Source organism: Streptomyces sp. NPDC047079 (genome assembly GCF_040643755.1).
GTDB lineage: Bacteria > Actinomycetota > Actinomycetes > Streptomycetales > Streptomycetaceae > Streptomyces.
This window is the reverse complement of the sequence record NZ_JBEYUZ010000003.1, coordinates 203,839-217,706: the sequence shown is the minus strand read 5'-3', so window position 1 is coordinate 217,706 and position 13,868 is coordinate 203,839. Positions and strand designations below refer to the sequence as shown.

Below are 13,868 nucleotides of genomic sequence, written 5' to 3'. Positions count from 1 at the left end.
CTTCCGTGGTGGGGTGTCGGTCGACAGGGCTGCTCAGCGGTGGTCCCAGGACGGGCTGGGGCCGAAGCGGCGCGCACTGGTGTGCTGTTCGTACGGCATGCCGTCGGGCATGTTGAGGACCTCCATCTGCAGGCCCCACGGCGCACGGAAGTAGACCCAGCGGTCGCCGTGGATGGGGCCGCCGTCCTCGATCAGCTGGGGCTCGCCGAGCACCTCGACACCGGGCACGGTGCGCAGATGGGCGACGGCCTTGTCCACGTCGTCCACGTAGAAGGCCAGATGGTGGCCGCCTATGTCGCTGTTGCGCGGGAGCTCGGTGCGCTGGTCGGCGACGGTGTACTGGAACAGTTCCACGTTGGTGACCGGGCCCAGGCGGACCATGGCCGCGTCGACCGCGATGTCCTGGGTGACGGACAGTTGCCGGTCGCAGTAGTCGGCGTCGGCCTCGATGCCGACACGGTAGAGGAGCTGTGCGCCGAGAACGCCCGTGAAGAAGTCGAGCGCCTCGTCGAGGTCGGGCACGGTGTAGCAGATGTGGTCGACGCCGAGCGCCGTGGGCAGGCCGGGGACGGGCCGCGAGGGGTCCGCGGCGGGCCGGTACAGACGGGCGTCGGTCTCCTTCTCGTACGGCAGCTCCTCGGCCACTTGCTGAAGCTCCATCTGCAGGCCCCACGGCGCACGGAAGTAGATCCAGCGGTTGCCGGCGATCGGGCCGTCGGTGATGGTCTGGATGTCGCCCTGGACGGTGACGTCGGGCTGCTGCCGCAGGAAGGCGACGGCCGCCTCGATGTCGGTCACACCGATGGCCAGGTGGTGGCCGCCTATGTCGCTGTTGCGCGGGTGTTCGGTGCGCTGCTCGGGGGCGCTGTACTCGAAGAGCTCGATGTTGGTGTCGGCGAGCCGCAGCAGGGCGATCTGGGCGCTGGCGCGCGGGTCGACGCCGAGCTGCACCGCCATCCAGTCGCCGTCGTCCTGCACGGGTCCGAGGACGTAGAGCACCTCGGCGCCGAGGACGTCGACGAAGAAGCGGACGGCCTGGCCGAGGTCGGGGACAGTGAACGCGTGGTGGTCGACGTTGCGTGCGCCGGGGATACGGGTGGTCTGCACGGCGGGGGCGGAGGTCGCGGGTTTCACCTGGTGTCTTCCTTACGCTGCGGGTGAGGGATGGCGGACAGGGCTGGGCGCGGCGTCAGAGCTTTCCGGCCCGGGCGGCGTTGGCCTCAGCGGCGACCAGGCTGAGGCCGCCGTCGACGACCAGTGAGGTGCCGGTGGTGTACGCCGCCTCGGCGGAGGCGAGGTGCGCGATCAGGGCCGCCACCTCGTCCGGGCTGCCGGGGCGTCCGGCCGGGATGTCGGGCCGCTCGATACCGCTCGCGGGGTGGCCTGCCGGTACGCCGTTCATGGGGGTGGCCGTCTCGCCCGGGGCGACGGAGTTGACGGTGATCCCGTGGGCCGCCAGCTCCATCGCCATGACCTTGGTGAGCATGCCGAGGCCGCTCTTGGCGGCGCAGTAGGTGCTGCCGCCGCTGATGGGAATGTGCTCGTGGACGCTCGTGACATTGATGATCCGGCCGCCCCGGCCCTGGGAGATCATCGTCCGCGCCGCCTCCTGAGCCAGGGCGAACGGGCTCGTGAGGTTGATGTCGAGGATCCGGTACCAGGACCGCAGATTCTCCTCGACGATGGGTGAGCGCCGGTTGACGCCGGCGTTGTTCACCAGGACGTCCACACCGCCCGCGGCGGCCACCGCGGAGCGCAACTGGTCGACGGCCACGGCCGGTTGGGTGAGGTCGAACGCCACGGGCTGCGCATCGATTCGGTGTTCAGCCGCGAGTGCGCTGGCCAGCGACTTGGCCGCCCCCTCGTTGCCGCCGTAGCCGATGAGGACGTCGTGGCCTGCGGCCGCCAGAGCGCGGGCCGTCGCCGCGCCGATACCGGAGCTGGCACCGGTGATGAGGCTGATGGGCCTGGTCATGAGGTTCCTTGTCAGGGGAAAGGCGGTGTTGGGGAAAAGCGAGTCAGGCGGCGCGCGGGTCGAGGGCCACCTTGGGCGCCGGGCGGCTGCCGTCCTGGAGGAGCCGGAAAGCGTCACCGACCCGGTCGAGCGGCAGAACGTCGGCGATCATGCCGTCCGCAGCGAGCGCGCCGTCCCCGAAAAGCTGCAGGACACGGTCGTACTGGTCGAGTCCGTGCCGGATGCCGTGGACGGTGACACCGCGCAGGACGAGGTCGCCCACGTGCACGTCGTCGACGGCCTCGGTGGTGACGCCGACCGCGGCGACCCGGCCGCCGACGCCGGCGGTGCGCAGGGCCTCGTGAAAAGCGGGGGCCGCGCCCGACGCCTCGACGACGACGTCGTAGTGACCGGCCGGAGCCTCGCCGGGGTGGAAGGCCTGGCGCGCGCCCATGCGTCGGGCCGCGGCGAGGCCGTTGTCTTCGACCCCGACCACGTCGACTGTGCCGGCCAGGCGGCCCGTAAGCTGCACGGCCAGCAGGCCGATGGTGCCGGTGCCGATGACCAGCGCCCGATCGCCCGGCGCGCAGCGCACCTGTACGAGGCCCTCCAGCACGGTGACGGCGGGCTCCACCAGCATGGCGGCATCGTCCAGCACGTCGTCGGGTACGACGCTCAGCGCACGGGCGGGCATCCGCAGGTACTGGGCGGCGGCTCCCTGCTGTCCGTACAGGCCGACTTCGCGCAGCCGGCCGCACTCGTTGCGCCGCCCTCGATCGCAGGCCCGGCAGTCGCCGCAGCTGATCATGGTGTGGCCGACCACCCGGTCCCCGACGGAGATCCGTCCTCCCGTGCCCGTCGGCCCGCTGGATGCCAACGCGACCACCTGGCCGACCCATTCGTGGCCGAAAACGTGGGGATAGGGCGCCCGGCCGTCGCGTACGTAACTGGCGGTGCCGTGCAGCAGTTCCAGATCGGTACCGCACAACCCGACGCGCAGCGGGGACACGAGGACCTCACCGGGAGCCGGCTCGGGTATCGGCAAGTCGATGACCTTGGCCACGTTCGGGGAGACGACGGCGGCGGCACGCATCGCCCCCGCGGGCCATCCGCCCGCGATGGGTACGCGGGTCATGCGACACGCTCCGCGGACGCCTGGGCCGGAACACCGATGGCGCGCTCGTGCACGGGCAGTTCCGGTACGCGCGGCGGCATGGCCGCCCGGGACGCGCTCGACAGGACCCGGAGTACGAGGAGTTCTGCGCCCTCTGGCCCGGCTTCGAGGACGGCACCGGACGTCGTCGGCACCAGCACCAGGTCACCCGCCCTCAGCTGACGGGATCCGTCGCGCACGCGCAGGGTGGCGGAGCCGCTCGCGACATGGACCGCTTGCTCCACTCCCGGGTCGTCGTGCCTGCTGAGCAGGCCCGGCGAAAGGACGACATGGTCGAAGCTCTCGCACTCGCTGTGCAGCATGCCGCGCCGGGCCAGACAGCGCCACGTCGACGTGGGAGCGCCGGTGGGCCGCAAGGCGCGGGTGGGGGTGCCTGGGGACGTGACGATCACCGTCCCTCCCGCACGCCGGATGTCACGAGCGCGAGCTCCGCGTGGAAGAGCCGCAGGCCGTCCTGGTCCGCAGTCAGTCGGACGGAGGTGCCCTTGGGCAGGGTGACCGACACTCCGCCGTGCAGGGCCGCCTCGCTGTCGGCGGTGGCGGCGCTGCCCGAGCCGGACAGGACGAACACGGTGTGTTCGCTGCCGGTCGAACTCAGGTCTAGGTGCTCACCCGGGGCCAGCGACACGGTCTCGATCAGCCGCAGCGGGCCGGTGAGAAGTTCGGTGGGGTCGATGTGCTGCTGGTCGAGCAGGTGGTGGACCTGAGCGTTCATGTCGTCCTCCGTCTTCCGGCGCGCGGTGCCCGGTGGTTTCGTGGCGCGGCCGCGCAAGGCGTCGCTGGTGTGGGGGGAGCGGACCTCGGTGACGAGCCAGTCAAGGCGGACGCCGCCGGTGTTCCTCAGGCCGTGGACGGTGCCGAGGCCGGTGAGGATGAGGGAGCCGGGGGCCACGGCGTGCGGGACGCCGTCCAGGTACATCTCGCCCTCGCCGGAGAGGATGAAGTACAGCTCCTCGGTGCGAGTGTGCCGGTGTTCGCCGCTGACGCCCCCGGGTGGGATGCTGGCCCACTCCACGGCCTCCCACTCGCCGGCCAGGTCGTGCCGGCCGGCCAGGCACTTCCAGTGCGAGAGGCCCTTCGCTCCGTGGACACCGTGCACGTCCGCCGGGGTGGTGACGTCGGCCAGCAGGACGGTCCCGGTAGGCGACGCTGCACCGGAGGCCGTCGCGGGCGGTTCAGCGGTGGCGGCCTCGGTCATCGGCTGGCCTCTTCGGTCTGGAGGGAGCGCAGACCGGCAACGGCGTCGGCCAGTTCCTCGGCGGTGACGTCGTTGACGAACGTCGCCTTGCCGATGCCGACGGGGAGCGGCAGCCGTTGCTGTCCGTCCCGGTGGCGGACGGTGTCCTGGAGGGCGTCCGCGAGGATCTCCCCCGTCAGCAGGTCGTTCCAGCTGGGCAGTTCGAGGGCGCGCATCGTGGCGAGTACGCGGTCGCGGTCCGTCTCGCTGACCAGGCCGCGCTGCTGGGCCAGCACGGTGGTGAGGGCCATGTCGACGCAGACCGCCTCGCCGTGCAGCAGTGAGGGCAGCGCGCGCATCTCGACGGTGGGGCTGAAGGTGTGCCCGTAGTCGACGACGCGCTCCAGCTCGGCCTCCCACAGGTTGGGCTGGAGTTCCTCGAGCATGCCGTGGATGGCTCGGCGCAGCGTCTCGGCACCGGCGAGCTCGCCGGTGGAGGAGAGCCCTTGGAGCTTCTCCTGCAGCAGGAGGGTGCCGTGGCGTTCGAGCAGCTGGAAGAGGCCCTCGTCCTTGATCAGGGCGATCTTGAGGATCTCCGCGAGCCCGTTGCTGATGTGCCGTCGGTCCAGGGTGTTGAGGAAGCAGCGGTCCAGGAGGGTCAGGTCCGCCGGGAAGTAGGTGCCCAGCCGGTTCTTGTGGCCGTTGAAGTTCACGCCGGTCTTGGCGCCGACACCGGCGTCCACCAGGCCGATGAGGGTGGTGGGGACGCGCACGAAGGGGGTACCTCGCCGGTACAGGCTGCTCACCAGGCCGACGATGTCCATCAACACGCCGCCGCCGATGACAATCACGGGCTCGTGGCGGCGCGCGATACCGAAGTCGTCGATCTCACGAACGATGCGGGCCGCTGTGTCGAAGCCCTTGACCGACTCGTCGGCCGGGACGACACACAGCCGGTGGTCCACTCCGTGGTGCTCGAAGTAAGCGCGTATGCGGTCGCCGTGCAGCAGGTCCACATTGGCGTCGACGACCACGAAACGGCGCGTCGCGGTCCCGAGGACGGCGCCGTGCGCGCCGGCATCCAGCAGGTCGCTGCGGGAGGGGTTGAGCACGTCCTCGGTGATGCGGATCTCGTAACTGACCGGCTTGGCCGTGCGGACGACCCAGGAGTCGACCTGCTGACTGAACGTGAAGAGCCCGGACGGTTCCGGTATGGCGCCGGCGTTGGTCTGCAACCCGTTGGTGTGAGGCCGCAGAAGGTCTGAATGGGACATGGGAGTTCACCTCGTAGGTGGAGGGGGACCGCGATGTGGAAGGTCGGCGGGGAACACCCCGGGCGACACCTTGTCGGTGAGGCAGCCGGATCGGCCCACCAGTCGAACTCTCATCCTGATTCCATGATTAGTCAAGTACTTTCAAATGCTTGTTGCGTGCATTACGGTGGGCGCAGTCCGCAGGGCGCATGAGCCCGGCTCTCCTCCCGGCCCCAACTCACCTTGTTCGCCTAGCTACTTCGAAGGACCACCATGACCTTCCCGCTCTTCGCACTGATGCTGTGCGTGTTCGGCGTCGGGACGTCCGAATACGTCATCGCCGGCATCCTGCCGGGGCTCTCCCAGGACCTCGGTGTCGACATCCCCACGGCCGGACTCCTGGTCACCGCCTACGCGTTGGGGGTCGTGATCGGTGGGCCCATCGTGACCATCGCGACTGCCCGCATCCAGCGGAAGACGCTGATGCTGCTGCTCATGGCCGTCTTCATCCTGGGCAATGTGCTTGCCGCAGTGGCGCCTAATTACTGGGTCATCGTCGTCGCCCGAGTCGTGGCAGCCCTGGTGCACAGCACGTTCGTCGCGGTGGGCATCATGCTGGCCGTCAACATGGTCCCCGAGGGCCAGTCGGGGACGGCGGTCGCCAAGGTGTCGCTGGGCCTGAATCTGGCCACGGTCCTGGGTGTTCCCCTCGGTACGTTCATCGGCGAGGACTACGGCTGGCGGGCCACGTTCTGGGCGGTCGCCGGAATCACTACCCTGGCCACGCTGCTCGTCGCTGCGGTGGTGCCCCCCGCCGCAGCGACCGGCGACGGAGCCGCCTCCGAACTCAAGGTGCTCGGCAACCGGCGCGTCCAGGCGGCCATCGCCATCACGGTCCTCGGCAACGCCGGCTTCGGCACCGTCTTCACCTACATCGCACCGCTGCTGACCGATGTGACGGACTTCTCGACGACCGCCGTGGCAGCCCTGCTCATCGTGTTCGGCGTGGGCTCGGTCTTCGGCACCATGCTCGGCGGCAAGCTGGCCGACCGTTCGCTCATGCCCGCCCTGTGCGGTCTGCTCGCCGGCCTGGCCATCGTGCAACTGCTGTTCGGCGCGGCCGCTTCGGTGCAGGTCGTCGCCGCCGTACTGGTCTTCGTCTTCGGTGCGGCCTCCTTCTCGATCATCCCTGGTCTGCAGGCACGCATCCTCAGCTCCGCGGCGGGCGCTCCGACGCTGGCTCTCGCGGTGAACATCTCCGCATTCCAGCTCGCCAATGCGGGCGGCTCCTGGCTCGGCGGCCGGGTCGTCGACATGGCCGGGGTGCGGTGGACGACCGTCGCGGGTGCCGCGGTCACGGTCCTGGGTCTCGGGCTCGGCGTCCTGGAACTACTGCGCGACCGGCGCGCGCGAGCCACGCAGGACACCACCGAGCCGTCGGCGCGCACCGCCACCGTCAACTGAGCAGCGTGGAACCCGTCGTCGTCCGCCCCCACCCGAAGGCGAGGCCATGAGCATCGACAGCGCCGAGCGCGGCACCCGTCCCCGACTGACGTCGATCACCGGGGTCCGGTTCTTCGCGGCGTTCATGGTGTTCCTGTTCCACATCGCCATCAGCAGTCCCTTCGCCGACCGCGGTGTGTCAGATGGTCTGTTCACCGTCTTCAGCAAGGCCGGCTGGGCAGGAGTCTCCTTCTTCTTCATCCTCAGCGGATTCATCCTGACCTGGTCGGCCCGCCCGCAGGACTCCGTCCGCTCCTTCTGGCGCCGACGGGTCACCAAGGTGGTCCCCAACCATCTGGTCACCTACGCCGTGACGATGGTGCTGTACGCCGGAGCCACCGTCACAGGTACGACCGCGGTGCTCAACCTGCTCCTGCTCCAGCCCTGGGTACCCGATGAAGCGGTGTACTTCAGTGTCAACCACCCGAGCTGGTCGCTGGGTTGTGAGCTGATCTTCTATCTGCTGTTTCCCCTGCTGCACCGGTGGCTCGCACGCATCGCGGCGCACCGATTGTGGTGGTGCGCCGCGACGCTGATGGGGGTGATCATCACGCTGCCGGCCGTGCTGTCCGCGGTCGTGCCGAGCGAGCCGAGCATCATGGCGCCGGACAAGGCCGCGCCCGCCCTCGCCTTCTGGCTGGTCTACATCTTCCCGCTGACCCGCGTACTCGACTTCGTCCTCGGCATCGTCATGGCCAGGATCGTGCTGGAACGGCGCTGGATCGGCGTTGGACCGCTCCTTCCGGCCGTGCTCTTCGTGGCCTGCTACATCGGATCGCTGTACCTGCCGGCTCTGTATGCCCTGACTGCGGCCACCGTCGTCCCGCTGGCCCTGCTTATACCAGCCGTCGCGACCGTGGACATCAGGGCCCGGAAGACGTGGCTGGGTTGCCGGACCCTGCAGTGGCTGGGCGAGGTGTCCTTTGCCTTCTACCTCGTCCATTGGCCGGTACTGACGTACGGACGTCACCTCCTGGGCGAGCAGCGGCAGTACAGCCTGCCCGTCGGTATCGGTCTCATCGTGCTGTGCGGAGCACTCAGCATGCTGCTCGCCTGGCTGCTGTACATGGGGGTGGAACGCCCGGCAATGCGCTACTGGGCGTCATCGAGCCGCCGTACGCGGCCCCCCGACCTCGCGCCGCGGCTCCCGAGCCCGGCCGCATCCGCTCCCGTGCCGCCCACGGCCACGGGCCCGACTCCTGAAAGGTGACGCCGTGCGCTTCGGCATCAATCTCCCCAACTTCGGTGCGGGCATCGGACCCGACACCCTGCGGGGATGGGCCACGACAGCCGAGCGGCTCGGCTATCACCTACTGACGGTGTCCGACCACATCGCGCTGACACCAGATGCCGACCGCCGCTCGCCTGCCCCCTTCTACGACTCCTTCACGACCTTGGCATGGTTGGCCGGCCAGACGAGCACCATCGAGCTCGGTACCAGCGTGGCCATCGCCCCGCAGCGCCACCCGCTGCACCTCGCCCGTATCACCGCCTCCCTCGACCGGCTCTCCGGTGGGCGCCTGGTGCTCGGCGTAGGAGTCGGCTGGGCCCGGCAGGCCTTCCAGGCGCTCGGTGTCCCCTACCACCGGCGGGGCGCACTGACCGACGAGTACCTGGCCGCGCTGCGGGTGCTGTGGACCGAGGAGATCGCCAGCTTCCACGGCGACACGGTCCACTTCGACCACGTCCACACCGATCCGCGCCCGGCGCGCTCCCCCCACCCACCGATCTGGGTGGGCGGCAACAGTCGCGCCGCCGTCCGCCGGGCCGCGCTGTACGGTGACGCCTGGCATCCCCTGTGGCCCCAGGGGCCCGAACTGGCGCCGGCGCTGAAAGTCCTGGCCGAGGACGCCGCCGCGGCCGGTCGCGCCACTCCGGCGTTCTGCCCGACCATCCCCTTGGCGCTGACAGCACGTCCTCTGCCGGACAGAAGCCGACGCCTCGGGCAGGGCAGCATCGAGCAGCTGCATGCCGACCTGGTCACCCTCGAGAAGCTGGGCGCCCAGTACGTCGGCCTCAACCCCGATGTCGGCGATCAGCGCCTGCGCCGCCCGGCCGAGGCCGACTGGGGGATCTTCGAACAGCTCGCGCACAGTGTGATCAACACCTCGAGCGAGAGCCTTCGCTGACTCCCGCTGCCTCTCCGTACGGACCGGCAGTGCGCACCTTGTCCAGGGCGCCAGGCAACTCCATGGCGGAAATCGGGCGTTGCTCTCCTCCAGGGAAGGCTTGAGCTGGAGGTCAGCCACCGCATCAAGGAGGCCGGCCTGAACTTCAACGCGGACGCGGTCCCGCACCAGCCGGGTGCGGCCGTCGCGGGCGGCGGCCTTGCGGTGCCGGTTGGTTGCCGTGTGCACGAGGCCGGCCAGGTCGACGGGGATGCGGTGGATCGGTTCGCCGCTGCCCAGTTGCTCCAGGTCGAGCAGGGCGTTGGACAGCTCGATCAGGCGGCGCACCTCGGTGTCGACCGCGCGCAGCGTGTCGGTGAGCTCCTCTGCGGTGCGGGGACGATGCAGGGCGAGGCCGAGTTCCGCACGCAGCAGGGTGAGCGGGGTGCGCAGTTCGTGGCTGGCGTCGGCGATGAACCGGTGCTCGCGTGCGGTGGACGCTTCGAGGTGGTCAGAAGGTCTACTTCCGGCTCCGCAACAGCATCGAGGGCTACAACGGCTACGCCATGAAGCCTCCGGCCGAGGGCATCGAAGCAGCCGGCTCCCGCCGCATCCGCGGCAACGCCGCCCAGACGATCCTGCTCGCCTTCCGACTGGCCCACGCCAACCGCCGCAAGATCAGGAAATGGCTCGGCACCCTGGCTCTCGGCGGCGAACGCCCACGGCGCCGGACCCACCACCGCCGCCGGACCAGAGAACCGAAGACCTGGACACCGACGGGCCACCTGACACCGGCGGCATAGCCCGAGCCCAGCCGACCCGGCCCCAGCACCGCAGCACAACACAGACAGGCCCCGACGTGAGATAGCTCACGCGTCGGGGCCCCGCCGTCTGCCTTGACCAAGTTGTGCGATGTCTCACAACCACCAACACAACGAGAAACGGGCCCCGCCGTGACTTCCGTCACCGGCAGAGACCCGTTTCGTCGGTTTCTCTGGTGCGCGAGGGGGGAGTTGAACCCCCACGCCCTTGCGGGCACTGGAACCTGAATCCAGCGCGTCTGCCTATTCCGCCACCCGCGCATTGGGTGTGTCTTCCGGCTTCGGCCCTTTCGGTGCCGGCGCCTTCCGACATCCAGAACATTAGCACGCTGGAGAGGGCGGGTTCACATCCCTTCCCCGGGGGCCCGGCCCGCCCTCGCGGACACCGCTCCGACCAGCGAGAAGAGCCCCGTACCCCTCCGCGCCCGCCCTCGGCCTCCACCCCTCCGGCACCCGGCACCCGGCACCCGCCGCAGCCACGACGCCCCGCCCCGCACCCCGGCCACCGTGCCCCGCCACGCCACGCCCAGAACGTCTCGACCAGAATCGGTTCACGTATCAACCTCGTACCGGTCCCGCCCATCTCTCCAGGAGGGGGCGGGCTCCACGGTCAGGTGCGGGACACTGGTCTGCGGCCGCCTCTACGATCCATGCCAGGAGTACGAGCAGGGAGTCCGAGCAGGAGGAGTTCGAAGGGGTCGTCCGGCGGGAACTCCGCAGGCGTCGACACCCGTCGACAGCGCCGACAGGGGGAACCAGCCGATTTTCCGGCGCGTGGATACGATCAGTAAGCAGTACCAGGTAAGCAGTACCCAGGACGGCAACGACGGAGGAGGTGCCCCATGGGAGTCCTGAAGAAGTTCGAGCAGCGTCTCGAAGGTCTGGTCAACGGCACCTTCGCCAAGGTCTTCAAGTCCGAGGTCCAGCCCGTGGAGATCGCCGGCGCGCTACAGCGCGAGTGCGACAACAACGCGACGATCTGGAACCGCGACCGGACCGTGGTCCCCAACGACTTCATCGTGGAGCTGAGCGCGCCGGACTACGAGCGCCTCAGCCCCTACTCCGGCCAGCTCGGCGACGAGCTCGCCGGCATGGTGCGCGACTACGCCAAGCAGCAGCGCTACACCTTCATGGGCCCGATCAAGGTCCATCTGGAGAAGGCCGACGACCTCGACACCGGCCTGTACCGGGTGCGCAGCCGCACACTGGCCTCCTCCACCAGCCAGCAGACTCCCGGCCCCGCCCCCTCCGGGCAGCAGGGCCCCGGCGGCTACGGCTATCCGCCGGCCGCCACGCCCGCGGGGGCGCCGCCCATGCCGTCCGCGCCGCCGCCCGGCGCACGCTCCGGCGGCTACGGCTACCCGCAGCCCGCAGGCCAGCGCCCCGGTGCCGCCCCGGCGGCCGGCGGGCGCACCCGCTACTGGATCGAGATCAACGGCACACGCCACCAGATCTCCCGTCCGACCCTGGTGCTGGGCCGCAGCACCGACGCGGACGTGCGGATCGACGACCCCGGCGTCTCCCGCCGGCACTGCGAGATCCGGACCGGAACGCCCTCGACGATCCAGGATCTCGGGTCCACCAACGGCATCGTGGTGGACGGGCAGCACACCACCCGCGCTACGCTCCGCGACGGCTCGCGGATCGTCGTGGGCAGCACCACCATCATTTACCGGCAAGCCGAAGGGTGAAGCGGGGGCAATGTCAGAGCTGACCCTCACGGTCATGCGGCTGGGTTTCCTGGCCGTACTGTGGCTGTTCGTGATCGTGGCCGTGCAGGTCATCCGCAGCGACCTGTTCGGTACGCGCGTCACACAGCGCGGCTCGCGCCGGGACGGCGGACGGCCGCAGCAGGCCGCCCGGCCGGCGGGGCCGCCGCCGCAGCGGCAGCAGCCGGGCGGCAGCCGCCAGCGCCGCGGTGCCCCCACCAAGCTGGTCGTCTCCGAAGGTTCCCTGACCGGCACGACGGTCGCACTCCAGGGCCAGACCATCACGCTCGGCCGCGCCCACGACAGCACCATCGTGCTGGACGACGACTACGCCTCCAGCCGGCACGCCCGGATCTACCCCGACCGGGACGGCCAGTGGATCGTCGAGGACCTCGGGTCCACCAACGGCACGTACCTCGACCGGACCCGGCTGACGACTCCCACACCGATTCCGCTGGGTGCGCCGATCCGCATCGGCAAGACCGTCATCGAGCTGCGGAAGTAGTACGACAATGAGCGAGCGGAGCGAGCACGCAGCGGCGGACCACACGATGGGCCCCGGCGCGCTCCCGACCGGAGGGTGGGCACCGTGCGGATGTACCCGGAGCCGACGGGCGAGGTGCGCATGAGTCTGTCACTGCGCTTCGCCGCCGGATCGCACAAAGGCATGATCCGCGAGGGCAACGAGGACTCCGGTTACGCCGGGCCGCGCCTGCTCGCGATCGCCGACGGGATGGGCGGCCAGGCCGCCGGCGAGGTCGCCTCCTCGGAGGTGATCTCCACGATCGTCGCGCTCGACGACGACGTCCCCGGCTCCGACATCCTCACCTCGCTCGGCACGGCCGTGCAGCGCGCCAACGACCAGCTGCGGGCGATGGTGGAGGAGGACCCCCAGCTGGAGGGCATGGGGACCACGCTCACCGCCCTGCTGTGGACCGGTCAGCGCCTCGGCCTCGTCCACGTCGGCGACTCCCGTGCGTATCTGCTGCGGGACGGCGTCCTGACGCAGATCACCCAGGACCACACCTGGGTGCAGCGGCTCGTCGACGAGGGCCGCATCACCGAGGAAGAGGCCACGACCCATCCGCAGCGCTCGCTGCTGATGCGCGCGCTGGGCAGCGGCGACCACGTCGAACCCGATCTGTCGATCCGCGAGGTGCGGGCCGGCGACCGGTATCTGATCTGCTCCGACGGGCTGTCCGGAGTGGTCTCCCACCAGACGATGGAGGAGACCCTCGCCAGCTACCAGGGCCCGCAGGAGACCGTGCAGGAGCTGATCCAGCTCGCCCTGCGCGGCGGCGGCCCCGACAACATCACGGTCATCGTGGCCGACGTCCTCGACCTGGACACCGGGGACACCCTCGCCGGGCAGCTGTCCGACACCCCGGTCGTGGTGGGCGCGGTCGCCGAGAACCAGCACCACCTGCACGACAACGGCATCATGCAGACGCCCGCGGGCCGCGCCGCAGGTCTCGGCCGGCAGGTGCCCGGACAGGGCGGCGGCGAGTTCGGACCCCCCGGCAGCGGCGACACCACCGGCTACATCCCGGCGGGCAGCTTCGGCGACTACACCGATGAGGACTTCGTCAAGCCGCGCAAGGGCCGCAAGTGGCTGAAGAGATCCTTCTACACGGCTCTCGTGCTCGGCGTCATCGGCGGCGGGTGCTACGGCGCCTACCACTGGACGCAAGGGCAGTACTACGTCGGCGCCAACGGCGAGCACGTCGCGCTCTACCGCGGCATCAGCCAGGACCTCGCCTGGGTGTCGCTGTCGAAGGTGGAGAAGGACCATCCCGAGATCGAACTGAAGTACCTGCCGCCGTACCAGCAGAAGCAGGTCAGGGCGACCATCGCCGAGGGCGGTCTCAAGGCGGCCCAGTCGAAGATCTCCGAGCTGTCGGTGCAGGCGTCCGCGTGCCGCAAGGAGAGCGAGCGCCTGAACACGCCGCAGAGCCAGACGACCCGGACCAGCGCCAAGACCGGCACGGGCCGGGCCGGGGACACCACGGGAACCACCAGGGTCTCCCTGACGTCCAAGGCCTCGCCGACCCCGACGTCCTCGGCGTCGCCGCCGGCGACCAAGACCCCAACCGCACCCACTCCCACACCCGGCCCCAGCCTCTCGGAGGAGGAGCAGAAGGTCGTCTCGCTGTGCGGTAAGCAGTAAGC

Annotated in this window: 13 protein-coding genes, 1 tRNA gene and 1 pseudogene; 7 read left to right on the top strand and 8 right to left on the bottom strand. The window is 70.1% G+C overall.

The features are described from left to right. Positions 1-33: 33 nt before the first annotated feature. Genes ABZ823_RS05860 through ABZ823_RS05835 form a run of 6 tightly spaced genes read right to left on the bottom strand, consistent with a single transcriptional unit; the run spans position 34 to position 5,579 of the window. Positions 34-1,134 carry a VOC family protein gene (locus ABZ823_RS05860; RefSeq protein WP_361654131.1) on the bottom strand — a complete coding sequence of 367 codons (1,101 nt, stop codon included), beginning with the start codon at positions 1,132-1,134 and terminating at the stop codon, positions 34-36. A 55-nt stretch (positions 1,135-1,189) separates the two neighbouring features. Continuing rightward, positions 1,190-1,975 carry an SDR family oxidoreductase gene (locus ABZ823_RS05855; protein WP_361654128.1) on the bottom strand — a complete coding sequence of 262 codons (786 nt, stop codon included), beginning with the start codon at positions 1,973-1,975 and terminating at the stop codon, positions 1,190-1,192. 43 nt (positions 1,976-2,018) lie between these two features. Then, entirely contained in the window at positions 2,019-3,089 is a 1,071-nt protein-coding gene (locus tag ABZ823_RS05850) for an alcohol dehydrogenase catalytic domain-containing protein (protein WP_361654125.1), read from the bottom strand. Continuing rightward, positions 3,086-3,520: a cupin domain-containing protein gene (locus tag ABZ823_RS05845; RefSeq protein WP_361654122.1), complete on the bottom strand. Its 435-nt coding sequence runs from the start codon at positions 3,518-3,520 to the stop codon at positions 3,086-3,088. Before ABZ823_RS05845 ends, ABZ823_RS05850 begins: the two co-directional genes overlap by 4 nt. After that, positions 3,517-4,326 carry a cupin domain-containing protein gene (locus tag ABZ823_RS05840; RefSeq protein ID WP_361654119.1) on the bottom strand — a complete coding sequence of 270 codons (810 nt, stop codon included), beginning with the start codon at positions 4,324-4,326 and terminating at the stop codon, positions 3,517-3,519. Before ABZ823_RS05840 ends, ABZ823_RS05845 begins: the two co-directional genes overlap by 4 nt. After that, entirely contained in the window at positions 4,323-5,579 is a 1,257-nt protein-coding gene (locus tag ABZ823_RS05835) for a sedoheptulose 7-phosphate cyclase (protein WP_361654116.1), read from the bottom strand. The genes ABZ823_RS05840 and ABZ823_RS05835 overlap by 4 nt, the downstream gene beginning before the upstream one ends. Before the next feature lie 252 nt (positions 5,580-5,831). Between ABZ823_RS05835 and ABZ823_RS05830 the strand changes: the two genes are divergently transcribed. From ABZ823_RS05830 to ABZ823_RS05820, 3 genes are read left to right on the top strand one after another with little or no spacing between them, the layout of a single operon-like run. Continuing rightward, positions 5,832-7,022 (top strand): MFS transporter, encoded by a 1,191-nt coding sequence (locus tag ABZ823_RS05830; RefSeq protein WP_361654113.1) that lies wholly within the window; start codon positions 5,832-5,834, stop codon positions 7,020-7,022. Positions 7,023-7,068: 46 nt separating this feature from the next. Then, positions 7,069-8,271, top strand: a complete 1,203-nt coding sequence (locus ABZ823_RS05825) for an acyltransferase (protein WP_361654110.1) — start codon at positions 7,069-7,071, stop codon at positions 8,269-8,271. A gap of 4 nt (positions 8,272-8,275) precedes the next feature. Further along, positions 8,276-9,190, top strand: a complete 915-nt coding sequence (locus ABZ823_RS05820; protein WP_361654107.1) for a TIGR03619 family F420-dependent LLM class oxidoreductase — start codon at positions 8,276-8,278, stop codon at positions 9,188-9,190. Positions 9,191-9,469: 279 nt separating this feature from the next. On the opposite strand, the pseudogene ABZ823_RS05815 reads toward ABZ823_RS05820, so the two are convergent. Beyond that, positions 9,470-9,643 (bottom strand): annotated as a pseudogene (locus tag ABZ823_RS05815) (histidine kinase dimerization/phospho-acceptor domain-containing protein); the annotation flags it as partial. Positions 9,644-9,657: 14 nt separating this feature from the next. Here ABZ823_RS05815 and ABZ823_RS05810 point away from each other — a divergent pair. Next, positions 9,658-9,972: a hypothetical protein gene (locus tag ABZ823_RS05810; protein WP_361654104.1), complete on the top strand. Its 315-nt coding sequence runs from the start codon at positions 9,658-9,660 to the stop codon at positions 9,970-9,972. A 192-nt stretch (positions 9,973-10,164) separates the two neighbouring features. Here ABZ823_RS05810 and ABZ823_RS05805 read toward each other — a convergent pair. Further along, positions 10,165-10,251: transfer RNA gene (locus ABZ823_RS05805), tRNA-Leu, on the bottom strand. 581 nt (positions 10,252-10,832) lie between these two features. On the opposite strand from ABZ823_RS05805, the gene ABZ823_RS05800 reads away from it, so the two are divergent. The 3 genes from ABZ823_RS05800 (at position 10,833) to ABZ823_RS05790 (ending at position 13,866) form a co-directional block, all read left to right on the top strand. Continuing rightward, positions 10,833-11,681 (top strand): DUF3662 and FHA domain-containing protein, encoded by an 849-nt coding sequence (locus tag ABZ823_RS05800; protein ID WP_361654101.1) that lies wholly within the window; start codon positions 10,833-10,835, stop codon positions 11,679-11,681. Positions 11,682-11,691: 10 nt separating this feature from the next. Beyond that, a complete protein-coding gene (locus ABZ823_RS05795) occupies positions 11,692-12,204 on the top strand; it encodes an FHA domain-containing protein (protein ID WP_361654099.1) in 513 nt (170 codons plus the stop codon). 120 nt (positions 12,205-12,324) lie between these two features. After that, positions 12,325-13,866: a Stp1/IreP family PP2C-type Ser/Thr phosphatase gene (locus tag ABZ823_RS05790; RefSeq protein ID WP_361654097.1), complete on the top strand. Its 1,542-nt coding sequence runs from the start codon at positions 12,325-12,327 to the stop codon at positions 13,864-13,866. Positions 13,867-13,868 lie beyond the last annotated feature (2 nt).